Origin of the sequence: Kineococcus auxinigenes, assembly GCF_050871525.1 — a bacterium.
In the GTDB taxonomy this organism is placed as follows: Bacteria; Actinomycetota; Actinomycetes; order Actinomycetales; family Kineococcaceae; genus Kineococcus.
Map to the genome: position 1 here is coordinate 12,871 of NZ_JBKBCT010000033.1, position 25,932 is coordinate 38,802.

Annotated in this window: 23 protein-coding genes and 1 pseudogene; 9 read left to right on the forward strand and 15 right to left on the reverse strand. The window is 75.0% G+C overall.

Annotation, left to right across the window (positions count from 1 at the left end):
• Window positions 1-50 precede the first annotated feature (50 nt).
• Window positions 51-1,073 (reverse strand): tyrosine-type recombinase/integrase, encoded by a 1,023-nt coding sequence (locus ACRYR9_RS10880; protein ID WP_432495643.1) that lies wholly within the window; start codon window positions 1,071-1,073, stop codon window positions 51-53.
• Between the two features lie 562 nt (window positions 1,074-1,635).
• On the opposite strand from ACRYR9_RS10880, the gene ACRYR9_RS10885 reads away from it, so the two are divergent.
• Window positions 1,636-1,929, forward strand: a complete 294-nt coding sequence (locus tag ACRYR9_RS10885) for a hypothetical protein (protein WP_432495645.1) — start codon at window positions 1,636-1,638, stop codon at window positions 1,927-1,929.
• 9 nt (window positions 1,930-1,938) lie between these two features.
• Here ACRYR9_RS10885 and ACRYR9_RS10890 read toward each other — a convergent pair whose 3' ends face one another.
• The 4 genes from ACRYR9_RS10890 to ACRYR9_RS10905 form a co-directional block, all read right to left on the reverse strand.
• On the reverse strand, window positions 1,939-3,819 hold the full coding sequence (locus ACRYR9_RS10890; RefSeq protein ID WP_432495647.1) for an FAD-dependent monooxygenase: 1,881 nt from the start codon (window positions 3,817-3,819) through the stop codon (window positions 1,939-1,941).
• Window positions 3,820-3,962: 143 nt separating this feature from the next.
• Window positions 3,963-4,715, reverse strand: coding sequence for a hypothetical protein (locus tag ACRYR9_RS10895; RefSeq protein WP_432495650.1), 753 nt, complete (start codon window positions 4,713-4,715; stop codon window positions 3,963-3,965).
• Between the two features lie 261 nt (window positions 4,716-4,976).
• Window positions 4,977-5,525, reverse strand: coding sequence for a nuclear transport factor 2 family protein (locus tag ACRYR9_RS10900; RefSeq protein WP_432495652.1), 549 nt, complete (start codon window positions 5,523-5,525; stop codon window positions 4,977-4,979).
• Window positions 5,526-5,606: 81 nt separating this feature from the next.
• Entirely contained in the window at window positions 5,607-7,091 is a 1,485-nt protein-coding gene (locus ACRYR9_RS10905; protein WP_432495655.1) for an HD domain-containing phosphohydrolase, read from the reverse strand.
• 307 nt (window positions 7,092-7,398) lie between these two features.
• On the opposite strand from ACRYR9_RS10905, the gene ACRYR9_RS10910 reads away from it, so the two are divergent.
• A complete protein-coding gene (locus tag ACRYR9_RS10910; RefSeq protein ID WP_432495658.1) occupies window positions 7,399-8,265 on the forward strand; it encodes a helix-turn-helix domain-containing protein in 867 nt (288 codons plus the stop codon).
• 16 nt (window positions 8,266-8,281) lie between these two features.
• Here the strand turns inward: ACRYR9_RS10910 and ACRYR9_RS10915 are convergent.
• Both ACRYR9_RS10915 and ACRYR9_RS10920 read right to left on the reverse strand, forming a co-directional pair.
• Window positions 8,282-8,365: pseudogene (locus ACRYR9_RS10915) on the reverse strand (Atu4866 domain-containing protein); the annotation flags it as partial.
• Complete coding sequence (locus ACRYR9_RS10920; protein WP_432495661.1) at window positions 8,362-9,099, reverse strand: SDR family oxidoreductase; 738 nt, start codon at window positions 9,097-9,099, stop codon at window positions 8,362-8,364. The gene ACRYR9_RS10920 and the pseudogene ACRYR9_RS10915, both read right to left, overlap by 4 nt.
• Between ACRYR9_RS10920 and ACRYR9_RS10925 the strand changes: the two genes are divergently transcribed.
• On the forward strand, window positions 9,098-9,517 hold the full coding sequence (locus ACRYR9_RS10925; protein WP_432495663.1) for a phosphotransferase: 420 nt from the start codon (window positions 9,098-9,100) through the stop codon (window positions 9,515-9,517). The two genes, ACRYR9_RS10920 and ACRYR9_RS10925, sit on opposite strands and share 2 nt — an antisense overlap.
• On the opposite strand, the gene ppk2 is transcribed toward ACRYR9_RS10925, so the two are convergent.
• A complete protein-coding gene (gene ppk2 / locus ACRYR9_RS10930) occupies window positions 9,409-10,275 on the reverse strand; it encodes a polyphosphate kinase 2 (RefSeq protein WP_432495711.1) in 867 nt (288 codons plus the stop codon). The two genes, ACRYR9_RS10925 and ppk2, sit on opposite strands and share 109 nt — an antisense overlap.
• Window positions 10,276-10,454: 179 nt before the next feature.
• Between ppk2 and ACRYR9_RS10935 the strand changes: the two genes are divergently transcribed.
• On the forward strand, window positions 10,455-12,047 hold the full coding sequence (locus ACRYR9_RS10935; protein ID WP_432495665.1) for a methyl-accepting chemotaxis protein: 1,593 nt from the start codon (window positions 10,455-10,457) through the stop codon (window positions 12,045-12,047).
• A 27-nt stretch (window positions 12,048-12,074) separates the two neighbouring features.
• Here the strand turns inward: ACRYR9_RS10935 and ACRYR9_RS10940 are convergent, their stop codons facing one another.
• Both ACRYR9_RS10940 and ACRYR9_RS10945 read right to left on the reverse strand, forming a co-directional pair.
• On the reverse strand, window positions 12,075-12,881 hold the full coding sequence (locus ACRYR9_RS10940) for a nitroreductase family protein (protein ID WP_432495667.1): 807 nt from the start codon (window positions 12,879-12,881) through the stop codon (window positions 12,075-12,077).
• Window positions 12,882-12,884: 3 nt separating this feature from the next.
• Entirely contained in the window at window positions 12,885-13,217 is a 333-nt protein-coding gene (locus tag ACRYR9_RS10945) for a hypothetical protein (RefSeq protein WP_432495670.1), read from the reverse strand.
• 116 nt (window positions 13,218-13,333) lie between these two features.
• Here ACRYR9_RS10945 and ACRYR9_RS10950 point away from each other — a divergent pair, with 116 nt between their 5' ends.
• Window positions 13,334-14,356 carry a tyrosine-type recombinase/integrase gene (locus tag ACRYR9_RS10950; RefSeq protein ID WP_432495672.1) on the forward strand — a complete coding sequence of 341 codons (1,023 nt, stop codon included), beginning with the start codon at window positions 13,334-13,336 and terminating at the stop codon, window positions 14,354-14,356.
• A 67-nt stretch (window positions 14,357-14,423) separates the two neighbouring features.
• On the opposite strand, the gene ACRYR9_RS10955 is transcribed toward ACRYR9_RS10950, so the two are convergent.
• Both ACRYR9_RS10955 and ACRYR9_RS10960 read right to left on the reverse strand, forming a co-directional pair.
• Window positions 14,424-15,431: a TerC family protein gene (locus ACRYR9_RS10955; RefSeq protein ID WP_432495675.1), complete on the reverse strand. Its 1,008-nt coding sequence runs from the start codon at window positions 15,429-15,431 to the stop codon at window positions 14,424-14,426.
• Between the two features lie 155 nt (window positions 15,432-15,586).
• A complete protein-coding gene (locus tag ACRYR9_RS10960; RefSeq protein WP_432495677.1) occupies window positions 15,587-16,765 on the reverse strand; it encodes a PucR family transcriptional regulator in 1,179 nt (392 codons plus the stop codon).
• 253 nt (window positions 16,766-17,018) lie between these two features.
• Here ACRYR9_RS10960 and ACRYR9_RS10965 point away from each other — a divergent pair, with 253 nt between their 5' ends.
• From ACRYR9_RS10965 to ACRYR9_RS10980, 4 genes are all read left to right on the forward strand, one after another.
• Window positions 17,019-18,359, forward strand: coding sequence for a M15 family metallopeptidase (locus ACRYR9_RS10965; RefSeq protein ID WP_432495680.1), 1,341 nt, complete (start codon window positions 17,019-17,021; stop codon window positions 18,357-18,359).
• Between the two features lie 47 nt (window positions 18,360-18,406).
• The gene (locus tag ACRYR9_RS10970; RefSeq protein ID WP_432495683.1) at window positions 18,407-19,216 is read left to right on the forward strand and encodes a glycerophosphodiester phosphodiesterase family protein; all 810 of its coding nucleotides are present in this window, start codon (window positions 18,407-18,409) and stop codon (window positions 19,214-19,216) included.
• A 4-nt stretch (window positions 19,217-19,220) separates the two neighbouring features.
• Window positions 19,221-20,597 (forward strand): MFS transporter, encoded by a 1,377-nt coding sequence (locus tag ACRYR9_RS10975; RefSeq protein ID WP_432495686.1) that lies wholly within the window; start codon window positions 19,221-19,223, stop codon window positions 20,595-20,597.
• 210 nt (window positions 20,598-20,807) lie between these two features.
• Window positions 20,808-21,155 (forward strand): RNA polymerase-binding protein RbpA, encoded by a 348-nt coding sequence (locus ACRYR9_RS10980; protein WP_432495688.1) that lies wholly within the window; start codon window positions 20,808-20,810, stop codon window positions 21,153-21,155.
• Between the two features lie 72 nt (window positions 21,156-21,227).
• On the opposite strand, the gene ACRYR9_RS10985 is transcribed toward ACRYR9_RS10980, so the two are convergent.
• The 3 genes from ACRYR9_RS10985 to ACRYR9_RS10995 all read right to left on the reverse strand — a co-directional run bounded on the left by ACRYR9_RS10985 (window position 21,228) and on the right by ACRYR9_RS10995 (window position 25,658).
• Window positions 21,228-21,827 carry an FxsA family protein gene (locus ACRYR9_RS10985; RefSeq protein ID WP_432495691.1) on the reverse strand — a complete coding sequence of 200 codons (600 nt, stop codon included), beginning with the start codon at window positions 21,825-21,827 and terminating at the stop codon, window positions 21,228-21,230.
• A gap of 59 nt (window positions 21,828-21,886) precedes the next feature.
• On the reverse strand, window positions 21,887-23,548 hold the full coding sequence (lnt, locus tag ACRYR9_RS10990) for an apolipoprotein N-acyltransferase (protein ID WP_432495694.1): 1,662 nt from the start codon (window positions 23,546-23,548) through the stop codon (window positions 21,887-21,889).
• Between the two features lie 442 nt (window positions 23,549-23,990).
• Complete coding sequence (locus ACRYR9_RS10995) at window positions 23,991-25,658, reverse strand: amidohydrolase (RefSeq protein WP_432495696.1); 1,668 nt, start codon at window positions 25,656-25,658, stop codon at window positions 23,991-23,993.
• Window positions 25,659-25,932 lie beyond the last annotated feature (274 nt).

Here is a 25,932-nt window from a genome sequence, read left to right on the forward strand (position 1 = left end):
TGGCACCGGGCTGAGCTGGTCCCCGGTGCCACCCGGTGCCGGTTGTGCTCTCAGCTGGCGCCGGCCGTGGTGCGCAGGTCGTGCAGGGCGGTGTAGGTGGAGCTGCCGGCGGCTGCGGTGCGCAGTTCGTGGGCGGTGGCGTCGATGTACTGCTGGGAAGTCGTCAAGCTCTGGTGGCCGAGCAGTCGCATGACTTCCACGGCGCTGGCCCCGGCGGCGACGACGCGGGTGGCGAAGGTGTGCCGCAGGGCGTGCACGAGCGCCCCGCGCTGGACGCGGTCGCCGATGCCGGCGGCGCGGTAGCAGGAGCGCACGAGGTACTGCAGCTGGTCGCGGGTGAGGGCGCGCTCCCGGGTGTCGACGAACAGGGGGGCGTCCAGGGGCAGGGCGCGGGTGCGGGGGAAGCGCTGCCGGCGGGTGGCGAGGTAGGTGTCCACGAGGTCGGCGAGCGCGGGCTCGACGGGCACGCTGCGTTCGGTGTTGCCCTTGCCGAGCACCCGCAGCCGCTGCTCGCCGCGGGTGCCGACGAGGTCGCCGGTGCGCAGGCCGAGGAGTTCCGCGCTGCGCAGCCCGCTGACCAGCAGGGTGGCCAGGACGGCGAGGTCGCGTTCGGGCCAGGGGTCGCGGGCGGCGCGGCACCCGGCGGCGACGGCTCTCAGCAGGACCTCGGGGGTGTCCTCGCCGCGCAGCGGTTTGGGGCCCTGCCGGTCGGGCCGGGGGCGGTGCACCCCGGCCATGGGGTTGCCGGCCAGGGCGTCCTCGGCGACGAGGAAGTCGCACAGCCCGCTCCAGGTGGACCAGCAGCGGGCGATGGAGCTGCGGGCGTGGTCCAGGGAGAAGTCGGCGAACGCGACCCGCAGGACGGCGGTGGTGAGGTCGGCGACGACGGGGTCCTCGGTGCCGACGGCCCGGCGGATGCGGGGGAGCAGCGCGGCGATGTCGCGGCGGCGCGCCGCCACGGTGTGGGGGGAGTCCTTGCGGGGGAGTCGCGCCACTTCGTAGGCGTGCACAGCTGCCGTCAGGGAGGTGCGGGAAGTCGCCGACTCGGGAACCCCGGGGAACAGGGGAGTCATGAGTTCAGCGTAGCCGACGGGGGAGTGGCGTGTCAAGCAGAACCGTTGCAGCGCAACGGTTCTCGCTCGCGATCCGCATACTCCTCGTTATGCGGAACTCATGGGCACCCGGGCCTGTGCACCTCGGGGAGTTCGGGGCTGGGAAGTTCGGGCCTGGGGGGTTCCCAGAACTCAGGCGCCGAGAACGTGGCAGCCGAGCCGAGCCGAGCCGACGCGCCGGCATCTGGTCGGCTCGGGTGTCGCGGAGGGGCGCAGAGATCCGAGGGTTTCGGCGTGAGCCGCCTGGACCGGGTCGCGCCGGGTGCCTGTGAGGCTCAAGGCTCAAGGCCGAGGTCCGTACGGGCCGGCGTCGTGTCGGTGAGCGTGTCCGTCGGTGAGCGCGTCGCGGTGCGCGTCGAGGGTGGCTGTGCGAGAGGTCGGCTCGACGAGAGGTGTCGTCGAAGCGACCGGAGCGCTCCTGAAGGGGGTCCACCGGCTCGACAGCCAACGCCGATAATCGACATTATGTCATTCCGGTGGTCGAGAGGGGTCCCCTCGCGGCCGCGCAGTCTGTCCCGCCCCGGTGAGGCCGGTCCGGTGCTTCACCGCCGTCCACCGTGGACCCGGCGGGCAGACCACCGCCCTGCTGACCCACGTCAGCGATCGCGCCCACCGCAACGGCGATCCGGACGCGGCGATGGCGGTGGGCGACCACCTCGCGGCGCACCTCCACGCCGCCGCGGCCCTGTGGCGACACGCCTTCGACATCGACCGGCTCCGTCCCGTCGTCATCGAGAACATCGCCCCAGACGACCCGCTCCCCCTGCGGCTGGTCAACCCCCCGGGCCGCCGAACCCGTCGGCGCCGGCAGTCGTAGGTGCCGTGCTCAGTCCGGCGCAGCCGACCGCGCCGGCACCCGGACCACGGTGCTGAGGGGCTGGGCGAGCACTTGCTCCAGCGCGGCGCTGAGCCAACGGTGGGCGCTCCGATCCGCGACGGTGTGGTGCGATCGCGCGGCGACGTGCATGTCGGGGCGCACCAGCAGGACACCGCCGTCGTCGATCTCGCTGTTCGCCGCCCAGTACCCCCAGGAGTCCTCGACGTGGCGGCCGGGCCCGATGACGACCGTGCGGATCGGGACCCCGGTGCGCTCGCGCAACTCCTGCGCGGCGTGGGCCCACACCTCACCGTCGGTGCCGGTCACGACGGTGAAGGCTCCCCCACCGAGCAGGTCGAGGGTGGAGACCGGCCGTTGCCCACGGGTCACCCACACGTGCGGAACCTTGGCGCCGGGATGCGTCGTGGGAGCGGCGAAGAGCTCGGGGTCGCGGGTGAACGGCGGGTAGGCGGTTCCGTCGTCGAGGACCGCGCTGGAGGTGGCGGGGTCGTAGCGCTGGTTCATCTCCACGCCGTGGGCCTGCAGCTGGTGGGCCATGCCGGCGATCGCTTCGCGCACGTTCTTGCGCAGGGCGTCTCCGCGCGGGCCGGGAGAGGAGTGCAGTCGCAGCTGCTGCTGCCACGCCGCCTCGTCCGTGGAGTCGTCCACGCCCAGAGCGGTGATGATGCGCCCCGTCTCGGCGATGCTGGTGTTGGCCCGGCGCACGACCTGGGCCGCGATCGGTGCGCGTTCGGCGTCGTAGGAGGTGAGCAGGCCCGGGCCGGCGAGACCGGCGCAGGCCAGGTGCAGCTTCCACGCCAGGTTGTAGGCGTCACCGATGCCGGTGTTGGACCCGAGGCCGTTGTTCGGCGGGTGACGGTGGACGGCGTCTCCGGCGCAGAAGACCCGGCCGCGGGACAGTTCGGTGGCGTACTCGTCGTTCACCGTCCACGGCGTCGCCGAGATCAGCCGCATCGACAGGTCTTCCACTCCCGTCAGCCGGACCGCCAGCTCACGCACGAAGGCTTCGTCCAGGTCCGGCGGCCCGACGGCGAGGTCGTACCCCCACATCAGCATCCACCGGGTCCACGGCTCGATCATCCGCAGGACGCCCAGTCCGACGCCGTGGTGGTCCGCGCCCGGCTGGACCACCCAGTACAGGTTGGAGGGACGGTGGGCGACGTGCTCGGTGAGGTCGGCCTCGAAGACGATGCTCAAGGCCCCGGCCACGGCTCCCGGTCCGTGGAAGGGCAGTCGCAGGTCGGCCGCGACCCGGCTGCGGGCTCCGTCCGCACCGACCAGGTAGCGGGCGCGCACCGTGTGCTCTGCCCCGGTCAGCCGGTCGCGCAACCGGACGTGGACGCCGTCGCGGTCCTGCCGGTGGGAGAGGTACTCGGTGTCGAAGCGGACGAGGGCACCGCGCGCCTGGGCGGCGTCGAGGACGATGGGTTCCAGCAGCGGCTGGGGGATGTCCAGGACCGGGCAGGGGCTGGTGCGGGAGTACTCGGGGTCGGGGTCGCTGCGACCGGGCAGGGGCGCTCCCAAGCCCTGGATGCGCCCGAGCTCCTGCCCGGTCAAGCTCGTCATGACGCTCTGGGTGCCGATCTCGCCCCAACCGGTGGCGTCCTGAGCGATCCGGCCCTCCAGGCCCATGTCGCGCATGACCTCCATGGTGCGCTGGTTGGTGACGTGGGCGCGGGGGCTGGTGGCCGGGCGCGAGTACCGGCTGATGACGGTGACGGCGGTCCCGTAGGTGGCCAGGAGCAGTGCGGTGGTGGCGCCGGCCGGGCCGGTGCCCACCACGAGCACGTCGGTGCTGAGGGCGGTGTCCGCCTCCCGGGGTGCCGAGGGCACCGTCGGGGACGGGTGGGAGTCGCTGCGACTGGGCACGCGGAGGTCTCCTGTTAGTTCGTTCGGACGGTTCGAGGGGGACGGGGACGGACGAGGGAGGACGGTGCGCGGGCCGGTCACGTCGAGGAGGCGCGGCACGCGGCGTCGTGACGGCTGCCACCGCCCACCGTCGGGCAACCCGCTCAGCGGTGGTCCTGCGGCCGTTCGGCGCGCCGACGGTGCAGCCGTCCCCACTCGTGCAGCGCCGAGAGGGCGAAGAGGAGCAGACCCGCGAGGCGCCAGGCGAGCCCCCACCCCGGTCCTTCGGTGGCGGCCTCCTCGCCCACCGTCCAGCACCAGAGCACCGTGGCGGCCGAGTAGATCCACGCCTTGCCCCGCGCCAGCCCCCGCTCAGGTTCCGGGGACCCGTCCATCGAGCGCGCCGCGTGCTCGGCGACGGTCCCGAACTCCTCAGCGGGGTGCGCCGCGCCGCTGTCGACCCAGCAGGACCGGGCCTCGTCGACGTGGCGCGCGACCTCGCGACGCGTCAGCAGGTAGCGACCGCGCAGCAACGCCGCCAGGTCGTCGAACCACTGCTGCGGTGGAGCGTCACCGGGGCGCTGGGGGCGCTGGGGGCGCTGGCGCGCACCCGGCGGCCGCTGCGGGAGCCCGAAGCCGATCAGCAGCAGGAGCACGCCTGCCACCGGCAGCAGCACGGTGGGCGGCGCGGCGAGTGGTGGGCGGCCCTGCAGGTGGGAGCCGAGGGCCAGCGCACCCGCCAGCGCGGCGGCACCCGTGATCCACCACAACCAGCCGCGCCGCAACCGCCCGGCGCGCCGCTCGAGCAGCCCCTGGTGCGCACCCGTCCAGAACCCCACCGCGGCGGTGCAGACCGCCAGGCCCCACGCCGTGACGTGCAGGGTCCAGCCCTCGCTGACGAGCAGGACGACACCCACCAGCAGCGTGGACCACCCGACCCCGAAGAACTAGAGGATCCACCGGTCGAGGAGGACCTCGTCGGCGAGGTCGACGGGAACGTCCTCGGGCAGCGGCCGACGTCGTTCGACGGAACTGCTCACGACGTCCTCCTCGCTGCGGCTGCTCGCCCCACCTGGCCGGCGGGACGATCCCCGAGCACCGCGTCGGCGCCAACACCTCACGTCCCGCTCCCCCACCCGCGCGAACTCATCGACGGCACCGACTCGTCGACGGAACGGCTAGTTCGCACGCACCGGTGCGGTTCCCGGCTCGGCGCCCGACCGGCCGGGGCCCGCCCCCGCGTCGCCCAGCGCGGCGACCATCGTGGCCGTGTCGGCGATCGTCTCGAACGCCACGGGTCTCCCGCCGTCGAAGCGCCACACGTGGGCGAACCTCGCGCTCATCGGGCGGGCGCTGACGCGGCCCCGGGCGTGGTAGTCGCCGAGCGCGATGACGACGTCGTCGACGGCGAGGACCTGCGCGGGCACGACGGACAGGTCGTCCCACTCGGCGCCGTAGCGGGCGAAGACGTCGAGCACCGCCGGGCGCCCCACGTAGGTGCCGGCGTAGGGCAGGCCGGCGGCGACGGTCCAGGCGATGTCTTCGCTGAGCGCGTCCACCAGTGCCTGCACGTCCCCGCGGGCCAGCGCGGCGTACAGCTCCTCGACGACGGACGCGCGCGTGGCGGCGGCGGCGGTGGAACCAGCGGCGGTGGAACCAGCGGCGGTGGAACGAGTGGTGGGGGAACGAGTGGTGGGGGAACCGGTGGCGGGTGCCTGGTGCTGCACGGTGGTGCTCCTTCGACGCGGGTGGGGTGTTCGAGGACGAACCTGCCGGGCACCGGCGCCGGCCGGCATCGGTCGATCGACCTACCGCAGCAGGTGGTGCTGCATCGCGAACACCGCGATCCCCGCCCGCGTGCGCCGGCCGGTCTTGTCGTAGATGTGCGTCAGGTGGTGCCCCGCGGTGCGCGGGGAGATCGACAGCGCCTGCCCGATCTCGCGGTTGCTCAGCCCGCGGGCGGCCAGGCGCAGGACCTCGACCTCGCGCCGGCTCAGTCCGGCGGGCAGGTCCACGGGCGCTACCGGCCCACCTGCCGCGGAGGTGATCGCGGCGACCGCCTCGCGGTCGAGCAGCCCGTCGGCGGCCTGGCCGACCAGCACCTGCGCGGCGGCCGGGGCGCTCAGCGCGGCGCGGTGGGCCCTGGGCTCGGTCAGCGCGGCGAAGACGTCGGCCGCCGCGAGCAGGCGAGCGGGCAGCGGCAAGCCTGCCGAGGGGGTCGCGCCGTGGTACCCGGAACCGTTCAACCGCTCGTGGTGCGAGGCCGCCGTCACGGCGAGCGGGGCCAGCGCGGGGACCCGTGCCAGCACCCGCTGGGTCCAGTAGGTGTGCATGCGCACCCTCTCGACCTGTGCCACGCTCAACGGGCCGGGCAGGTCCCACACGGCGCTGGAGACGCCCACCCTGCCGAGGTCGTGCACCAGCGCGGCGCAGCGCACCTCCGTCAGCGCCCCCCGGTCGAACCCGAGCGCTTCTCCCGCCGCGCCGGCCACTGCGGCGACGTGCTCGCTGTGGCCGAGCAACCAACGGCTCTTGAGGTCGACGACGCGCGCGAGCACGGCGCACAGGCGTTCGACCGAGGCGAACGGCACGGTGGTGTGCGGGTGCGGTTCGGCGGCCAGGGCCGCAGTGAAGGCGTCGACCTCGCGCAGCGGTGCCAGCACGGCCGGGGCCGCAGCCGAGAAGGACTGCGCGAGCGCGGGGTCCAGGTGCCCGCCGGCCCGTCGGCGGAGTTCCGCCACGGCTGCCGGCGCACCGCCTGCGGCGTGGGCCAGGACGGCCTGCTCGGCGGTGTGGACGATCCGCGCGACCAGCGACAGCTCGTCCCCGCGGCGGCCGGTGGGGACGCCGCGCCCGTCCCAGCGCTCGTAGACGTCGTCCAGCGCGGTGATCGCCGCGGGCAGCAGGCCGAGCTCGACCCCCAGCGATCGGCTCGTCTCGCAGCCGTTGCGCACGGCCTGCACGCCGGTGGTGGGCATGGCCGCGAGCAGGCTGCCGGCCAGTGTCGCGGAGGACCCCCGGGCGCCGGTGCGCGCGTCGGGGTCCAGCGTCTTCAGGACCGCCTGCACGGCGACGTCGTCGCCGAAGAGCTCCGCGAGCTCGGGCGCGAAGGACGTGCACCCGATGGAACGCAGCAGCGAGGTCTCGAAGACGCAGCGTGCCGTCGCGGTGTCCACCTGCAGCACCGACGTGGCGAACTCCACGGCGACCGCGCAGGTGCGCAACCCCTTCTCGAACTCCATGCCGGCGGCGACGTCGGTGGTCAGCGACAGGGCTGCCAGGATCTCGGCCACCCGGATCATCGACACCCCGGGTGGTGGTGGTCCAGAACCGGAAGTCAGTGCTCCTCCAGGGGAGTGCGAGGTGTGGTGGGACCGGCTGGTCGAGGAGCCGCGCCGCAGCGCTCCACGGGATCGGGACGGCCGGACACGGGCAGGTGGCATCGTCGCAGACCGTGCTGGAGGCGGCCGGATCCTCACGCTGGTCCACCTCCTCGCGGTGAGCCTGCAACGGGTCGACGGGAAGGACGCGACCACCTCGGCGTTCCTGGGTGCAGCGCACCCAGGCGAGGGCAGCACGCACCGCCCTAGGCTCACCGCCGTGAGCGCTCCCCCTCCCCTGGCCGGTTTCCTGCGTGCTCGACGTTCCCAGGTGCGCCCCGGCGAGGTGGGTGTGACGAGCACCGGGCGGCGCCGGGTCGCGGGTCTGCGCCGCGAGGAGGTCGCCTCCCTCGCCGGCATCAGCGTCGACTACTACGTCCGCCTGGAACAGGGGCGCGAACGCCACCCCTCCGCCGCGGTGCTGCACGCGCTGGCCGGTGCGCTGCGCCTGGACGACGACGGCCGGCTGCACCTGTTCCGCGCTGCTGGGCTGGCGCCGCGCTCGCCGGCCACCGGCACCGACGAACCCGTCGACCCCCGGCTGCAGCAACTGCTGCGGTCCTGGCCGGACCACCCGGCGCTCGTCTTCGACCGGGCGCACGACGTCCTGGCCGCCAACCGCCTCGCCGAAGCGCTCCTCGAGGGCCTGACCGAGACGCGCAACCTGCTGGAGCTCGTCTTCCTGGTCCCCGCCACACGCGAGCTGTACGCCGACTGGGACGCGATCGCCGCCGACAGCGTCGCGGGCTTCCGCCTGGCGCACCAGGCGGACCCCGAGCACCGACGCACCACCGAGGTCCTGCACGCGCTGCTGCAGCGCAGTGCCGACTTCCGCCGCCTGTGGCAACGGCACGAAGCGCGCGGCAAGCGCCTGCAGTCCAAGACGCTCCTGCACCCGGCCGTGGGTGAGCTGACCCTGCAGGTGCACACCTTCGACGTGCGCGCGGTCTCCGGCCAGCAGCTCGTGGTCTACCACGCCGCTCCCGGCAGCACCGACTCCGACGCCCTGCAGCTGCTCGGCGCCCTGGCAGCGACCGCTGACCGCTTCCCGAGGACCCCCGGCCACGGCACGGGCGGGCAGGTGTGACTCGGAGCGTGCCGCGCGCCTCGACGCAGCGCCCGTCCGCGCGCAACCCCTGCTGCACGTGCCCGTCCGCGGTGCACCACAGCCCGAGGGGCGCGCTCACCGCTGCGCCGCCGGGCGCACGATGACCTCGTTCACGTCGACCTCGGCAGGCTGCTCGACCGCGAAGCCGACAGCGGCGGCGATGCTCGAGGCCGGGATGGCGTTCGCGCGGTAAGCCACCATCGCCTCCCGCGCGAGCGGGTCCGTGATGGAGTCGGCCAGCTCACTGGTCGTGACCCCCGGGCAGATGGTCGTCACGCGGATGCCCGCCGGTGACTCCACCCGCAACCCCTCCGTGATCGCCCAGGCCGCGAACTTCGTGCCCGAGTACACCGCGCTCGTGGCGGGAACCTCGTGAGCGCCGATGGAGGCCATGGTCACCAGGTGACCCGCACCGCGACGCGTGAAGTGCGGCAGGACCGCCGCGATGCCGTGCAGCAGACCGAGCACGTTGACGTCGACCATCCACCGCCACTCCTCCACCCGCCCCGCGTCCAGGCGCGAGAGCGGCATGACCCCCGCGTTGGCCACGAGCACGTCGAGCCGGCCGTGCTCAGCCACCACGGCGTCCACCACCGCGCGGTGGCCGCTCGGGTCGGTCACGTCGAGGTCCACCGCCTGCGCGGAACCACCCGCCGCGCTGACGCGCCCGACCAGTTCGTCCAGGCGCTCGCGGCGCCGTGCGCCGACGACGACGTGGTGCCCGTCCGCGGCGAGCCGCTCCGCCGTGGCGGCCCCGATCCCGCTGCTCGCGCCGGTGACGAGCACGATCTTCCGTCCGGTGTGTCCGTTCATGCCTCCCAGGCTCGTCGGCCGCGCCGCGGTCTGGAAGGCCCCGTCGTACCCGGGTGCGGTGCACCCACCCACCTGCACCCGCACGGTCGACCCGTGCCCACCGGTGACGCGGCGTGCCCGGCTCAGCGGGGTCATCGACTGGGACACCACCTCCCCCGGCCCACGGCTGTGGGACCTGGCCCACCTCGCCCACCGACTGGTGCCCCTGACCGACCCGGCCAACGGTGACGGCCTGCGCAGCCACGTCGACCTCTACCGACGAGACGCAGCGTGGATCACCGCCCACACCGAGGCGCTCGCGGGCCCCCGTCAGTCCTGCGCCGGCGCGGGCCGCCGGTCCGGCTCCAGGATCGAACGAGCCCCCACCACCAGCGCCGGATCCGGCTCCCCCACCACCGAGACGTCCTTGCCGTCGTAGTCGAACCGGCTCAGCACCACCCTCATCGCCTCCAGCCGCGCCCGCTTCTTGTCGTTCGTGCGCACCACCGTCCACGGCGCGAACGACGTGTCCGTCCGCTCGAACATCGCCTCCTTCGCCGCCGTGTAGTCGTCCCACTTGCCCAGGCTCGCCACGTCCATCGGGCTGAGCTTCCACTGCCGCACCGGATCGATCTGCCGGATCGCGAACCGCGTCCGCTGCTCGGCCCGCGTCACCGAGAACCAGAACTTCACCAGGTGGATCCCGTCGTCCACCAGCATCCGCTCGAACAGCGGCACCTGGTGCATGAACCGCTCGTACTCCTCCGGCGACGCGAACCCCATCACCCGCTCCACCCCCGCCCGGGAGTACCACGAGCGGTCGAACAGCACGATCTCCCCCGCCGCCGGCAGGTGCGGCACGTACCGCTGGAAGTACCACTGCGTCGACTCGCGGTCCGAGGGCTTCTCCAGCGCCACCACCCGCGCACCCCGCGGGTTCAGGTGCTCCGTGAACCGCTTGATCGTGCCGCCCTTGCCCGCCGCGTCCCGCCCCTCGCACAGCACCACCAGGCGCTCGCCGGACGCCTTCACCCACTTCTGCAGCTTCAGCAGCTCGATCTGCAGCGACCTCTTCAACGGGTCGTACTCCTCCCGCGACAGGCGCTGCGGGTACGGGTAGTCCTCGCGCCACGTCTCCACCGGGCGCCCGTCGGCCCGGACCAGCACCGGCTCGTCCTCGTCGTCCAGCACGCGCATCCCCGCCGACGCCACCAGGTCCACCACAGCTGCGATCCTCCCGACCCCACGACCACCACGGACGCGCCGACGCTACGGCAACCCCACCCGCCCCACCACGCGCACGCCCGGACCCGCCGGCGCCAGCACAGCGGTCGCCGTCCGGTCAAGAACACTCACCGGGGTGCCGACGGGGGAGAGTGCTCACTCGACTGCGCGACCTGAACGTCGCCTCCAAGCTCTTCGCCGGTTTCGGTGTCGTGTGCCTGCTGCTGGCCGTCGTGGTCGGTGTGGGCATCTCCCGCCTGGGCAGCTCCCAGGCCAACTTGAAGACCCTCTCCAGCAGCGGGGTGGCCTCCGTGGAGAGCATCGGGGAGGTGCGCACCCACTGGATGCAGGTGCGCCTGGCCCTGGCGAACTCCTCGCTGACCTTCGAGGCCGAGGCCACCGAGAAGGCCATCGACCAGGTCGCCGCCGGCGACGAGGAGCTGGACGCGGCCTGGCAGGCCTACCTGGCCGCCTCCCCGGCCTCCAGCCCGCAGCAGCACCAGCAGCTGCAGGACCTGCTCGAGGAGTACCGCAGCATGCGCGAGCCGCTGTTCGCGCTGGCCCGGGCCAACGACGTCACCGGCTTCATCACCGAACGCGAGGGAACCACCGCCACCGCCGGCGAGGTCTTCGCCCTGCTGGAGGAGATGGCCCAGATCGAGAAGCAGGCCGCCGCCGACCTGGCCGATGAGGGCGCTGCCGACTTCCGCACCGCGGTCACGACGCTGATCGTCATCGGCCTGCTCGCCCTGGTGACCGCGATCGCGATCGCGGTGGTCGTGGCACGCGGCATCGCGCGCCCGTTGGCCCGGACCCTCACCGTGGTGCAAGGCCTGGCCGACGGCCGCCTGGACCAGCGCGTGGGCTACGACAACGCTGACGAGGTCGGCCGACTGGCCGCCGCGGTGGACGCCACCATGGACACCCTGACCGCGACGATGCGCCGCATCACCGCCTCCTCGACCACTCTGGCCGCTTCCTCCGAGGAGCTGTCCGCGGTGGCCACCCAGCTCTCCTCCGGCGCGGTGCAGTCCGCCTCGCAGTCGCAGGTCGTCTCCGCCGCCACCGAGGAGATCTCCGCCTCCATCGGCACCGTCGCCGCCGCCGGGGACGAGATGTCCGCGGCGATCCGCGAGATCGCCTCCTCCACCGCCGAGGCCTCCTCCGTCGCCAGCGCGGCGGTGGCCAACGCCGGGGAAGCCTCCGCGATCCTGGACCGGCTGTCGGCCTCCTCCCGCGAGATCGGTGAGGTCGTCAAGCTGATCACCTCCATCGCCGAGCAGACGAACCTCCTCGCCCTGAACGCGACCATCGAGGCGGCCCGCGCCGGGGAGATGGGCAAGGGCTTCGCGGTGGTCGCCGGTGAGGTCAAGGAACTGGCCCAGCAGACCGCGCGGGCCACCGAGTCCATCGTGCAGCGCGTCAACGCCACCCAGACCGACGCCACCGCCGCGGCCAGCGCCATCGGCGGCATCGCCGAGGTCATCGCCCGCATCGACGCGCTGCAGGCCACCATCGCCGCCGCGGTGGAGGAGCAGTCCGCCACCACCTCGGAGATGGTCCGCAACGTGGGTGAGGTCTCCACCGGCTCGAAGGAGATCGCGGTGAACATCTCCGGCATCGCGGCCTCGGCCGACCACACCACCGCCGGCGCGAACCAGACGGCGGCCACCGCCGGTGAGGTCTCCGCCGCCGCGGCCGAGCTGAACGAGCTGGTCTCCCGGTTCGTCCTGCCCCGCGCCTGAGCCCCGCCGAGACCGCGCCCGGCTCCGTCAGGAGCCGGGCGCGGTCTCGTCCCACCCGGTCTGCGGCGTGTCGCACCGCTCTCGGAAGACGTACTGCGACACCAGCTTGCGCTGACTGCTCGACCAGTCGATCGCCGGCCGACGCTGCTCCGGCGGCAGGTACCCGATCCGGTACACCGCCATCAGCTCCAGGTCGTCCGGGACACCCAGCAGGGCCCCGATCCGCTCCCACGCCCCCGGCACCTCCATGGGGAACGAGACGAACTGGATGCCCAGCCCGAGCTCGGTCGTGGTCAGCCAGACGTTCTCCATCGCGGCCCCCATGCTGAACAGCGAGTAGAACGCCGACAGCTCCCCCGGGCGGTACTCCGAGCGGTCCAGCAGGACACCCATCAACAGCGGCGCGCCGGCCACCAGGCGGCGGTTCTCCTCCCCCAGCGTCTGCGGCACGCGCAACGTGTTGATCACCCGTTGCCCCCGCCGGGTGAACACCTGCGAGGTGAACGGCCGCAGCGGCGCGGGCATCCGGTCGAAGAGCATGCCCGAGCGTTCCCGCTGCATCTCCTCGGTGCTGAAGCGGAACCACCGCTTGTAGCGCTCGAAGAACGTGCCGCTGCTCATCGCCTCGGTCATGCTCTCGCCGCTGATGCGGGCGACCGCCTCGATCGTCTCGCGCGACTCCACCAGCACGAACCGCCACGGCTGGCTGTTCAGCTGCGAGGGGGCTCGCCCGGCCACCTCCACCAGCAGGCGCTGGTGCTCGGCGGACACCGGGTCCGGCAGGAGAGCCCCGTTCGTCGTGCGGCGCCGGCGGATCGCGTCCAGCAGCTCCACCCCTCAGCCCTCCCCCGGCGTGCGCAGCGCCGCCGCGTACGCCGGCGCGGCCGACAGCGCCAGCAGCACGTGCCCGCGCGAACGGGCCGACCGCCACGGGATCGCCGCCAGCGGCAGCGCCACCGGCAGCAGGCGCCACAGCGCACGATCACCGCGCACGGCCAGCTGAGCACCTGCCGCCGCCGTCAGCAGCACCGTGCTCACGTACACGGCGTGGTGGACCCAGCGCACCCCTGAGGTGTCCACCCGGCGGGCGGCGACCGCGGCCCCGAGAGCGCAGTTGACCGCGTAGCTGGCCGTGGCGGCGGTGAGGAGGGGACGGAACACGGCGGGCATTCCACCACGGTGGCGTTCGCCCGGGTCATCTCGGGCTGTTGGCCATCAATTGGATGTGCTGACGAATTACCCACGAGAACGTGGTTTTCTCGTGCAACACGTCCTATGATCGCCGTGTGACCACCTCCGGTGACGAGCCCGCTGCGGACTTCGACCCACCCCTCGTGGACCCGCCCTCCGCGACCGATCCCGACTCCGTGGAAGCGTGGCTCGCCGCTCTCCCGGCCAGCCACCGCTCCGGGCGCGCCCCCGCGACGTGGCGCGCCTACGCCAAGGACCTCGCCCACTTCGCCGGGTGGTGCCTGGCGGAGCACCGACGACCGCTGCCCGCCGACGGCCCCACCGTGGCGGACTACCTGGAGGCGCACGGTGAGCTGCTGAGCCTGGCGACGCTGCGCCGGCGCCTGGCCGCCATCAGCGTCGCGCACAGCCTCATCGGCATCACCCGCCCCACCGCCGCCGACGAGGTGCACGCCGCGTGGAAGCGGCTGCGGCGCCGGTACGGGCCCTCGCAGCAGGTGCGCCGCGTCGAGGCCGTGCTGACCCGCACCCTGGGCGACCTGGTCGCCCCGTTGAGCGAGGACTCCGTCATGGACGCCCGGGACCGCGCACTGCTCGTCGTCGGGTTCGCCGGGGCGCTGCGCCGGTCCGAGCTGGCCGCGCTGGACCTGGAGGACGTCCAGCGCACCGCGGAGGGCCTGCGGGTCACGGTGCGCGGGCGCGGCGACGGCCAGGGCACCGGCGACGGCGGTCAGCGCGTGGTGGACCTGCCCTGGGGTGCGCACCGCCAGACGTGCCCGGTGCGCTCCTGGGAACGCTGGGTCGAGCTGGCCGGCCTGCGCTCGGGAGCGGCGTTCCTGTCGATGACCAAGGGCGGCAAGTCCCTCAAGCCCCGGCGCATGACCGGTGAGGCGGTCGCCGAGGTCGTCAAGCGCCGGGCCGCGGCCGTGGGCATCGACCCCACCACCGTCGCGGGGCACAGCCTGCGGTCCGGCTTCGTGACGTCGGCGGTGCGCTACGGGGTCCCCGACCGCTCGATCATGCGGCAGAGCGGGCACCGCTCCCCCGCGTCCCTGACCGCCTACGCCCAGGGCGCCGTCGTGCCGCAGGAGAACCCCGCCTCGCGGGTGGGGCTGTAGCGAGCGCGTCAGGAGCCGGCACCCGCGGGGCGGGTACCGGCTCCTGACCCGGTGTGCGTACGGGGTGTCAGTGCTCCCGGTCGCCGGGTCGAGCGGGAGCGTCGGGGGCGTCGGCGTCCGCACCGTGCTCGGCCGGGGCGGGCCGGCGCAGGCTGAGCACGATCGCCAGGGTCAGCGACACGATGATCACGCTCAGGCTCATCCAGGTGGGGATGTGCGGGATCGCCGGGCTGATGACCTCGTGGCCGGCCTGGAAGAACAGCTTCACGCCGATGAAGGCGAGGATGAACGCCAGCGCCTTGCTCAGCAGGTGGAATCGCTCCAGCAGGCCCGAGAGCAGGAAGTACAGCGCGCGCAGGCCCAGGATGGCGAACGCGTTGGAGGAGTACACGATGAACGGGTCGCTGCTGACCGCCAGGACGGCCGGGACGCTGTCGACGGCGAAGAGGAGGTCGGCGGCCTCGATGGCGGCGACCACGGCCAGCAGCGGCGTGCCGTAGCGCTTGCCGGCCTCCTTGATGAAGAACTTCTGCCCGTGGTACTCGTCCTTGAGGGGGACGATCTTCTTCAGCAGCCGGACGCCGAAGTTCTGGCTGGGGTCCATGTCGACGTCGTCGTCCTTGAGCATCTTCCACGCGGACCACAGCAGGATCGCGCCGAAGACGAACAGGACGGCGGTGAAGCGCTCGACGACGGCCACGCCCAGGCCGAGGAAGATGCCGCGGAAGACGAGGGCGCCGAAGACGCCGAAGAACAGCACGCGGTGCTGGTACTCGCGCGGGACCTTGAAGTACCCGAAGATCAGCGCGAAGACGAAGAGGTTGTCCACGGACAGGCTCTTCTCCAGCAACCACGCCGTGGTGTACGCGGTGCCGGCCTCCACGCCGTAGGCGACGAAGATGATGACGCCGAAGACGAGCGCGATCGCCACCCAGACGGCGCTCCAGACGGCCGCCTCCCGGAACCCGATGACGTGGGCGCCGCGGTGGCCCAGCAGGTCGACGAGCAGCATCACCACGATGACCGCGGCGAACGCCACCCAGGCCCACACGGGCACGTCGAGGCTCAAGTCCACTGCCTGCCTCCTTGGTCGGTTGTGCGCGACGGACGTCGCTCTGCACCCATGGTGACGGTGCGCAGTCGATCCGGTCGTGTCGGCACGTGGACGACCTGGGTCGGCTTTCGTTGCCGGGTGTCGGCAACTGAGCGCTGGGCGGGTGACGCTGGGCGTCAGTCGGGCTGCTCGTCCGGCCACCCGAGGGCGCGGGCGGCCAGGACGGCGGCCTGCAGCGCGAAGCGGCCGGAGGCGTCGGCGAGGTCGGCGCCGGTCAGGGCCCGCAGCCGGGCCAGGCGGTAGGTGACGGCGCGCACGGACAGGTGCAGCCGGCGGGCGGTCTCGGTGGCGTTGCCACCGGCGGCGAGGTAGGTCTCGACGGTGGCCAGGTAGGGCTCCGGCCCGCCCCGCACCCCGCGCAGGGGTTCCAGGAGCGCGTCCACGAGGTCGCGGGCGGCGGCGCGGTCGCGCAGCAGGACGTCGTGGACGACGAGGTCCGCGGTGTCGGCGACCGGGTCGCGCCAGTCGAGGCGGCGGGCGAGGTCGAGGGCGCGGCGGGCCTGCTCGTAGGACTGCACGACGGCGCCGGCGCCCGCGCCGGGACGACCGACGCCGGCGCGCCACCCCGTGGCGCCGGGCGGCCCCAGGGTGGTGCGCAGCCGGGTCAGCACGTCGCGGACGGCGTCGCGGTCCGGTGCGCTGAAGACGACGACGAGGGCGCCGTCCTTGGTGGCGACCAAGGGGTCCGCGTCGGCGGCGCTGCCCTGCAGGCGGCGCTCGAGGGTGGCCAGCAGCGCCGAGCCGTCGGCGTAGGGCGTGCCGGCGCGCACGACCGTGACGGCGTGGGGGGCGGCGAGGTCCAGCCCGTACCGCTGGGCGCGGTGCAGCACGCCCGGCACGTCGGAGCTGCCGGTGAGGAGGTCGTCGACGAACTCCCGGCGGGCGGACTCCTCCCGGCGCACCAGCTGGCGGCGGGCGAGCTGGTACCCCTCGGTGAGGGCGGCGACCGCGTCGTCACTGGCCCGCAGCACGACCTCGCCGGCGTCGGCGACGGCTGCGGCGTCGACGCCGGAGGCCACGGGGGGCAGCAGCCGCCACAGGCGCCAGGCGGCGGACAGGTACAGGTCCAGCAGCGCGCGCAGCGCGACGCCGTCGCCGGCGGCCCGCTCCCCCAGCACCCGGTAGCGGGCGGTCCGGTGCGTCGGCAGGCGACGCCGGGCGGACACGGCGGTCCAGACGCTGTCCAGGAAGTCGCCCAGCAGGTGCGGGTCGAGACCGCCGGCGTCCGCGGCGGCGGCCTCGGCGACGGCGGTCAGGGCGGCGGGGTCGGGGTGCACGGGGTGCTCGGGGTGCACGCGGCCACTGTGCCAGCAGGTCCCGGTGGGACGGGCGGGGCCCTGGGCGGTGGAGGTGATGCGGCTCACACTCGCCGTCCCCAGCTACGTGTCGGTCCTCGAGGTGCCGAAGTCGCGGGGGGTAGTCTCCCCGCGGGGAAGACCTGCACGGGTCCTCCACACCGGTGTCGCGCCAGGCACCGGACCCGCCCGATGCCGACCCGACCCACCGCTGACCCGGGCTCGCGCCCCTGAACGCCTGGACGTGCCGATCGTGCTGCCCCCCCGCCTGACCTCCGTGCCGACCCGACCGTTCTTCCCTCCCACCGCCGGCGGTGGCGCCCGTCGCGGTTCCCGCCGGGCGGGTGCGTGGGTGGCGTTCGCGGCGCTGGGCGCGGGGTGCCTGGGGATGGGTGCCGTGCAGCCGGCGTCGGCCGCGGTGCCGTCGGCGCTGAGCGCCGCGAACGCGCCCTCGGCGCAGGAGCTGGAGCAGGCGCGACGCGCGGCCGAGCAGTCGCGGGCCGCCGCGGACGCGGCGCAGCAGCAGCTGACCGGGGCGCAGGCGGCGCTGGACGCGCTGGCCGCGCAGGCCAGCGCCGCGCTGGAGCGCTACCAGGTGGCCGTGGAGGCCAAGGCGGCCGCCGAGGCCGAGGAGGCCGCGCAGCGGCAGCGGCTGGCGCAAGCGGAGGCCACCCTCGCCGAGGGCAAGAAGGACCTGGGCCAGTGGGCCTCTCAGGCGTACCGGGGCGGTGGCTCGCTGCAGCAGTACTCCAGCCTGGTGACAGCCCTGCAGCAGGGCCCCACGGACGAGTCGGCCAGCGCGCTGGCCTCGGTCAAGCGCATCGGTGACGGTCGCAGCAGCGCGGTGACCGCGTACGAGGAGGCCCAGCGGGTGCAGGTCGACGCCACGGCCCGAGCGGAGGCCGCGGCGGCCGAGGCTCGCGCGCAGGCGGACGCGGCGGTGGCGGCCAAGCTGGAGTCGGACGCGCTGGTGGAGCAGCAGCGCGCCAAGGTGGCCGAGCTGGCGGCGCTGCAGTCGGCGACGTCGGGCACCGCCCTGACGGACGCGCAGCGCGCGGCGAACCTGGAGGCCGCCAAGGCCGAGGCGGACGCGCGCGCCGCGGCTGCGGCTGCGGCCGCCGCAGCGGGGACGTCGAGCACGGCGTTCTCCGGGGCGCTGACGGGGCCGGTGGGCGAGTGCACCGGCGCCTCGACGGCCGGGTACGGCAACGGGCTGATCCCGCGCAGCGCGCTGTGCTCGATCTACGCGGCTCCCGGCCACGTGCTGCGCGCGGACGCGGCGAACGCGTTCAACCAGCTCAGCCAGGCGTTCTCGGAGGCGTTCGGCACGCCGTTGTCGGTGACGGACTCCTACCGGACCCTGGCGGGGCAGATCGACGTGGCCAGGCGCAAGCCGGGCCTGGCGGCGCGTCCGGGCACGAGCCGGCACGGGCTGGGCATCGCGGTGGACCTGGGTGGCGGGGTGCAGAACGCCTCCTCGCCGCAGCACCTGTGGATGGACCGCAACGCGGCTCTGTACGGGTGGATCAACCCGACCTGGGCGCAGAACCGCGGCGGGCAGTTCGAGCCGTGGCACTGGGAGTACGTCGGCTGATGCTCCCGGCCCGGGACCCCGCCCGCTCTCCCGCGCGGACGGGGGCGGTGCCGCGACCGGCGCCCCGGCACCCGTTCTGCGAGCACCCCGGGCCTCTGGCGGTCGCGCACCGCGGGTTCTCCCTGACGGGGTCCGAGAACACGCTGGCGGCGTTCTCGGCCGCGGTGGACCTGGGGTACCGGTACCTGGAGACGGACGTGCGCGCCACGGCCGACGGGCGGCTGGTGGCGTTCCACGACGAGCGGCTGGACCGGGTCAGCGACGTCGCCGGGCGGCTGGCCGACCTTCCGTGGTCGGTGGTGCGCACCGCCCGGGTGGGGGTCGGCGCGGGTGAGCCGGTGCCGTTGCTGGAGGACGTGCTGGGCGCGTTCCCGCGGGTGCGCTTCAACGTGGACGTCAAGACGCCCGCCGCCCTGGCCGGGCTGGGGGAGGTGCTGCGCCGCACGCGCGCGCACGGGCGCGTGCTGCTGACCTCCTTCAGCGAGCGGCGCCGGGTGGCCGCCCTGGCCGCCGCGGGGCACGGTGCGGGCGGTGCGACGGTGGCGACCTCGGCGAGCCTGCCGCGCACGGCGGCGGCGGTGCTGGGGGTGCGGGCCCGGCGCTCGGCCCTGGTGCGTGCGGCGCTGGGCGGGGTGGACGCGGTGCAGGTCCCGGTGCGCCACCGCGGTGCGGTGGTCGTCTCGGAGGACCTCGTGGACGAGGTGCACCGGGCGGGTGCCCAGGTGCACGTGTGGACGGTGGACGAGGCCGTGCAGATGCACGCGCTGCTGGACCTGGGGGTGGACGGGGTGATCACCGACCGGGCGGACGTGCTGCGCGAGGTGCTGCGGGCGCGGGGGCAGTGGGTGGCGGGGTGAGGGGGTGAGCGCCCCGCCTGCGCGGCCGGTGGACCCGGCGCGGGACGGCCCACCGTCCTCGCTGCTGCGGGCGCGGCGCAGCTGGTACGTCTACGACTGGGCGAACTCGGCGTACGTGACCACCACGGCGACGGTGCTGTTCGCGCCCTACCTGACGGTGCTGGCGCGGCGGGCGGCGTGCGGTCCCGTGACGCAGGGCTGCAGCCGGGACCTGACGGTGCTGGGGCTGCAGGTCGCGCCGGGGTCGCTGGCGCTGTACACCACGACGCTGGCGACGCTGCTGTCGGCGCTGCTGCTGCCGTTCGCGGGGGCGGTGGCCGACCGGGTGCGCCGGCGCAACCTGCTGCTGGGGGCGCTCGCCTGGCCGGGTGCCGCGGCGGCCACGGCCATGGTGGCCCTCAGCGGGGACCGCTGGGAGCTGGGCGTGCTGCTGGCGGTGGTGGCGACGCTGTCGTTGACCGCTTCCAGCGTGGTCAACGACGCGCTGCTGTGCGACGTGGCGGCCCCGGCGGAGCGGGACGCGGTGTCCTCGCGGGGGTGGGCAGCCGGTTACCTGGCGGGTTTCCTGCTGCTCGCGGTGAACCTGGTGCTGGTCTCCTCCCCCGGCCTGGTGGGGCTCGACGAGGAGGGCGCGGTGCGCGTGTCGCTGGCCTCGGCGGGTCTGTGGTGGGGGGCCTTCACCCTGGTGCCGGTGCTGGGGTTGCGGCACCTGCCGCCGCGCCCGGCGGTGCCGGGTGCCGCGGCCGGCGGGGCGCTGGCGCCGGTGCGGCAGCTGGTGCGCACGCTGCGGGGCCTGCGCTCGCACCCGCAGGCGCTGCGGTTCCTGCTGGCGTACCTGGTGTTCAACGACGGCATCCAGACGGTGGTGGCGGCGGCCAGCGTGTACGGGCAGGAGGAGCTGGGGTTCGGGTCCTCGCAGCTGATCACCACGGTGCTGCTGGTGCAGGCGGTGGCGTTCGGCGGGGCGCTGCTGTTCGGGCGCGCGGCGCGCCGCTTCGGGGCGCAGCGCACCGTGCTGGCCGGGCTGGGCCTGTGGATCGTGGTGGTGCTGGCCGCGTTCGCGGTGCCGCGCGGCGCGTTCGGGACGTGGCTGGCGCTGGCCGTCCTGATCGGGCTGGTGCTGGGAGGCACCCAGGCGCTGGCGCGGTCGATGTTCAGCCGGCTGGTGCCGGTGGGTGCCGAGGCGGAGTACTTCGGGCTGTACCAGGCCGGTGAGCGGGGCACCAGCTGGCTGGGCACGCTCGTGTTCGGGCTGGTGGCGCAGCTGAGCGGTTCGTACCGGCCGGCGCTGGTGGCGCTGCTGGTGTTCTTCGTCGTGGGGGCGTGGCTGCTGTCGCGGGTGGACGTGGTCGCCGGCGCCCGTGACGCCGGGCAGGGGTGAGCCACCGGCGAGGGTGCGGGCTCACCCGTGGGCGACGTCACGCGACCAAATTGTGACCATAAGTCACCAAGTCGCTCCGCTGCGCACACGACCTCCACACGTTCGCCGCGACGCGCCCGGAACAGGCGCCCTGTGCGCGGCGTTCTACCCGACGAGTCCCCTTCCCCCCGGGTCCGCGGGAGGGCAGGGAACCGGATGTGGGGAGGTCACATGAGCGAGCGCAACCTGCGAGGGTCCCGCCTCGGGGCCGCCAGCCTCGAGAGCGAGTCCGGCGTCGAACTGGCCGAGCGCCAGCAGATCAGCTACCACTGCCCCAACGGGCACACCACCGTGGTGCCCATGTCGCTGGAGGCGGACGTGCCCGCGCTGTGGGAGTGCCGTTGCGGGGCCGAGGCCCTGCGCGCCGACACCGCGGCGCCCGAGAAGAAGTCGGGCAAGCCCGCGCGCACGCACTGGGACATGCTGCTGGAGCGGCGCACCATCGCCGAGCTGGAGGTCCTGCTGGACGAGCGCCTGGAGCTGCTGCGCAGCCGGGCGCTCATCCAGCGCAGCGCCTGAGCGGTTCTCACGAGGGCCGGGCCCACCCCCACGGGTGAGCCCGGCCCTCGTGCGTGCAGCGACCCCGCCGCCTCAGCGCTCGCGCCGGCGGCCCTCCGGCCGCGGGTGGCCGCCCGGGCCCAGGGCGCGCCGGGGACCCGGCGCAGACCCCCCGTCGACGACCTCGCCGTCCAGCACCTCGCCCTCGACGACCTCGCCGTCCGCGAAGGGGCCCCCGGCACGGGCGTGCGGGTCCAGCCCCGCGCGCCGCAGGACCCGCCGCAGCCGTGCGCGCACCAGGCGCGCCCCCAGCCGCCGCAGCAGCGAGCGCGTGGGCGGCAGCAGGCACAGCAGCGCCAGGGCGTCGCTGAGCACCCCGGGGAGCACCAGCAGGGCTCCCCCGACTCCGACCAGGGCCGTGTCCCCGATCCGCCCGGCGCCGTGGGCACCCGGTGCGGGGCCGCCCGGGAAGAGCGGCGGGAACGTCTGGACCGAGCGCAGCGCCTGCAGGGCGCGCCGCCCGGCGCGGCGCAGCACCAGGACCCCCGCGACGGTCTCCACGAGCAGCAGCGCCAGCACCCCCGCGGAGGTGATGACGTCCGCCAGGCGGGAGAGCAACCACACCTCCACGGCCAGCAGCAGCAGGACCCCCAGCAGCACGACCGCGGTCCAGCGGCCGCGGTGCACCGGCACGGACCTGGCGCCTGCTGGACCAGCGGGACCGGGCACGGGCCGGGGACCGCCGGGCGCGCTCACATCGCCACCGGGCTGGGTCGCACGCTGCCGGTCCGGGCCGGGCCGCCGGCGGCACGGCGGCGGGCCGGCGGGCGCGGACCGCGACGGGCGGTCAGCGCGAGCAGAGCGCCCAGCGCGCACAGCGCCAGCTCGGGCGCTGCTCCCAGGCGGGTGGACAGCGTCTGCGTGGAGCGCAGCGCGAGCTGGCCCTGCAGGACGTCCGTGGTGAACAGCTCCGTCTCCTGGTGGGCGGTGCCGTCCGGGGTGATCAGGGCGCTGACGCCGACGGTGGAGATCTGCACCACGGCGCGGCCGGACTCCACCGCGCGCAGCCGCGACATCGCCAGCTGCTGCACCGCCTCGTCGGAGTAGCCGAAGGTGGCGTTGTTGGTCTGCACGACCAGGAACTGCGCACCGGCGCGCACGGACTCGCGCACGGTGTCGTCGAAGGCGACCTCGAAGCAGATGACGTCCCCGAAGCGCACACCCGCGGCCTCCAGCACGCCCACCGCGTCGCCGTGCACGAAGTCGCGGGTGACCAGGTCCACCTTGTCGGTGAACAGGCGGAAGAAGTCGCGGTGCGGGACCTGCTCGGCGAACGGCGCCGGGCGCTGCTTGACGTAGTGCCGGGCAGGGTCCTGCAGGGCGCCGTCGATGCCGTCGGCGGGGGTGGCCAGCAGGCCCGTGTTCGACACGAACGGCGCGGGCCCGTCCACGACGGCCCCCACCAGGACCGGCGCCCCGACGGCCTGCACGGCCTGCTCGATGACGCGTTCGGCGTCGGCGTTGCCGTACGGGTCGATGTCGCTGGAGTTCTCCGGCCACAGCACCAGGTCCGGCTGCGGGGCGTCACCGGCGCGGACCTGCGCGGCCAGTTCCCGGGTGGCGCTCGCGTGGTTGTCCAGGACGGCGCGGCGCTCGGCGTTGAAGTCCAGGCCGGCGGCGGGGGTGTTCCCCTGCACCGCGGCCACGCGCACGGTGCCGTCCTCGGCGGCGCTGGGCCGCGGCAGCAGCGCCCCGGCGCCCGTGACGGCGGCGGCCGCGGCCAGGGCGGCCACGGCCGGCAGGGCGCGGGGCACCGCCCGGGCGGCGCCGGGGGGCGCGGGCAGGCGCAGCAGGGCGTGCGCGGCGACGGTGAGCAGGGCTCCGGCCAGCGCGACGGCGAAGGTGACCAGCGCGGTGCTGCCGATCGAGGCCAGCGCCACGGTGGGGGCGTCGGCCTGGGAGAACGCCAGTCGGCCCCACGGGAAGCCCTCGAACGGGAACCGGGCGCGCAGCGCCTCCACGGCGACCCAGCCGCAGGCCACGGCCAGCGGACCCAACCGGGCGCGGGCGCGCTGCAGGCGCGGCAGCAGGGCCCCCAGGGCGGCGTAGAACAGGGCGCACGCGGTGGCCAGGGCGCTCCAGGGCAGCAGGCCCACGTAGGTGCCGCTCCACGCCAGGTGGGGCACCAGGAACGCCCACCCGAACAGCAGCCCGGCCAGGGCACCGCGGCGGACCCGGACCCCGGTGGTGGCCGCGGTCAGCAGGGCGACGCCCAGCGGAGCGGTCCACCACAGGCCCTGCTCGTGCACCGCCCCGGGGAAGGCCGCCCAGGCGGACAGCCCGCCGGCCAGCGCCAGCACCAGGCTCGTGACCGGGGCGGGGCTCACCGGGGCGGGAGGCGGGATGCGGCGCACCGCTCGAGGGTACGTGGCCCCGTGCGCGGGTGGGACCGCACCCGCGGGTGCTCGAGCGTGGAGAGGACAGGGGTGGAGAGACAGGTCGGGTCCGCCGCATCCCCTCGGGCCGTCGCCCACCCCGTCGGCTACGGGGTGGACGCCGTTGTCTAAGGGCGTGCGGACCCGACCTCGCCCACTCCGGCCGGTTGGTCGGCGTCCGCCGTCGCAGGTGGTGCGACTGCGACGGCGGGTGGTCGGCCGGACCGGCCGGCTTCCCCGTCGTGGGCTGCCTGATCGAAACTACTCGGACACGCTGCGCTGTCAACCGGGCCGTGACCTGCGACGACGCACGTCGTCGCAGGTCAGCGCGTCGCTGTTCCCCGGGGATCGGCGCGGCGGCGACGGCGTGTTGCGGCGTGTCGAGGGCGCCCCGGGGGCACCGCGGGAGGTGCCTGGGAGGTCACCGCCCCAGGTCGTCGTGCACCACGGCCCCGTCCACGACGGTGCGCAGGCACCGCGGGGCGGGCGCTCCCGGGGTCAGGTCCGGCAGGCCGGGGGTGCCCGAGCGCGCGTCGGTGCTCCAGCCGGACAGGCGCCGGTCGGGGGCCTGCACGAGCAGGTCCCCCGCCTCCCACACCGCGTAGGCGGCCGGGGCGCCCGGACGCAGCACGCCCGGGTGACCGCGACCGGCGAGGCGGTGCCCGCCACGGGTGTGGGCCAGGAACGCCGCCCGCACCGACACGGCGTGCTCGGGGCGGTGCGGGAACGCCGCCGCGCGCACCGCGCCCCAGGGGTCCAGGGGGGTGACGGGGCTGTCCGAGCCGAGCGCGAGCGGCACGCCGGCGGCAGCCAGCGCGGCGAACGGGTGCAGGGCCGCGGCGCGCGCGGGTCCCAGGCGCCGCTCGTAGGTGCCGCCGGGCGCTCCCCAGCGAGCGTCGAACGCCGGCTGGGCGGACACGCCCACCCCCAGGCGCGCCAGGACCGCGATGACGTCCGCGTCGGCCGCCACGGCGTGCTCGACGCGGTGCCCGCGGGCCGCCAGGGCCGTGGCACCGAGCTCGTCCGCGACGAGCTGCAGGGCCTCGGCGACCACCTGCAGGGCGGCGTCGCCGATGGCGTGGAAGGCGGCCTGGACACCGGCCAGGGTGCAGGCGCGCAGGTGCGCGCGCACGGCACCGGCGTCCAGGTGCAGGGTGCCGCGGGTGCGGGGGGCGTCGGCGTAGGGGGCGTTCAGCGCGGCGGTGCGCGAGCCGAGGGAGCCGTCGACGGAGAGGTCGCCGCCGACGCCGGCCAGGTGCACGCCCTGCGCGGCGTGGGCGGCGACCACCGCGCGCACGGCGTCGGGGTCGGTCACGGCCTGAGCGTGGTACGGCACCACGTCGGGCAGGGGTTCGCGCCCGTCGGCGCGCTGCGCGGCCGTGCCCGCCCCGGCCAGCGCGGCCAGGGCCGCCAGGTCACCGGGCGGTGCCAGCGCGGGACCGGACATCTCGTGCACGGCGCCGATCCCGGCCGCGGCGGCCGCGCGCAGAGCGGTGCGGCGGGCCCGGTCGGCGGCCGCGGGGCTCAGGGCCGCCCACCGGGCGTGCAGAGCAGCGTGGTGGGCGGCACCGGGCACCTGTGCGCTGCCGTCCTCGTCCGGTGCGGGCAGCCCGGCGTGCGCGGCCAGGGCGCTGGAGACCAGGGCGCTGTGCCCGTCCACGCGCGAGAGGTGCACGGGCGCTCCCCCGGCGGCGGTGTCGAGCTGGGCGCGGGTGGGCAGGGTCGCGTCGTCCCAGGTGGTCTCGTCCCAGCCGGCACCGGTGAGCAGTTCACCGCCGCCGGTGGACGCGGCGGCGACGGCGTCCAGGACGTCCCGGGCGCTGCGAGCCCGGCTCAGGTCCAGGCCCGCGGTGCGCAGCCCGGTCTCCGTCAGGTGCGCGTGGGCGTCGACGAACGCGGGTGTGATCAGGGCGCCGTCCAGCTCCACGACCTCCTCGTCCCCGCGGGTCCACGCCGCGGCGGCCTCGTCCGGGCCCACCCAGGCGATGGTGGAGCCGTCGACGAGCAGGGCGGTGGCGAACGGGTCGGCGGGGCTGTAGACGGACCCTCCCCGGTACAGCCGCCGGGTGCTCGGTGCGGGTGTGTTCACCGGGGCAGCGTAGTTCGCACGAGGTGCGTGGCTGGTATTTTACCCACGATAACCGGATTTTCTCCAGGAATCTCCGCTGCTGGCGCTCATGTGGAAGGGCCCCACCGGTTCGACCGGTGGGGCCCTTCTCGCACGCGCTACCTCTGGTGGTGGGGGGGGGGGGGGGGGGGGGGGCGGGGGGGGGGGGGGGGGGGCGGGGGGGGGGGGGGGGGGGGGGGGGGGGGGGGGGGGGGGGGGGGGGGGGGGGGGGGGGGGGGGGGGGGGGGGGGGGGGG

Bases quoted from the DNA above. Each gene is read 5' to 3' on its own strand.
- ACRYR9_RS10980 (WP_432495688.1), top strand. From the start codon at position 20,808: ATGAGCGAGCGCAACCTGCGAGGGTCCCGCCTCGGGGCCGCCAGCCTC.
- ppk2 (WP_432495711.1), bottom strand. From the start codon at position 10,275: ATGCGCGTGCTGGACGACGAGGACGAGCCGGTGCTGGTCCGGGCCGAC.
- ACRYR9_RS10880 (WP_432495643.1), bottom strand. From the start codon at position 1,073: ATGACTCCCCTGTTCCCCGGGGTTCCCGAGTCGGCGACTTCCCGCACC.
- ACRYR9_RS10925 (WP_432495663.1), top strand. From the start codon at position 9,098: ATGCCTCCCAGGCTCGTCGGCCGCGCCGCGGTCTGGAAGGCCCCGTCG.
- ACRYR9_RS10945 (WP_432495670.1), bottom strand. From the start codon at position 13,217: ATGCCCGCCGTGTTCCGTCCCCTCCTCACCGCCGCCACGGCCAGCTAC.
- ACRYR9_RS10920 (WP_432495661.1), bottom strand. From the start codon at position 9,099: ATGAACGGACACACCGGACGGAAGATCGTGCTCGTCACCGGCGCGAGC.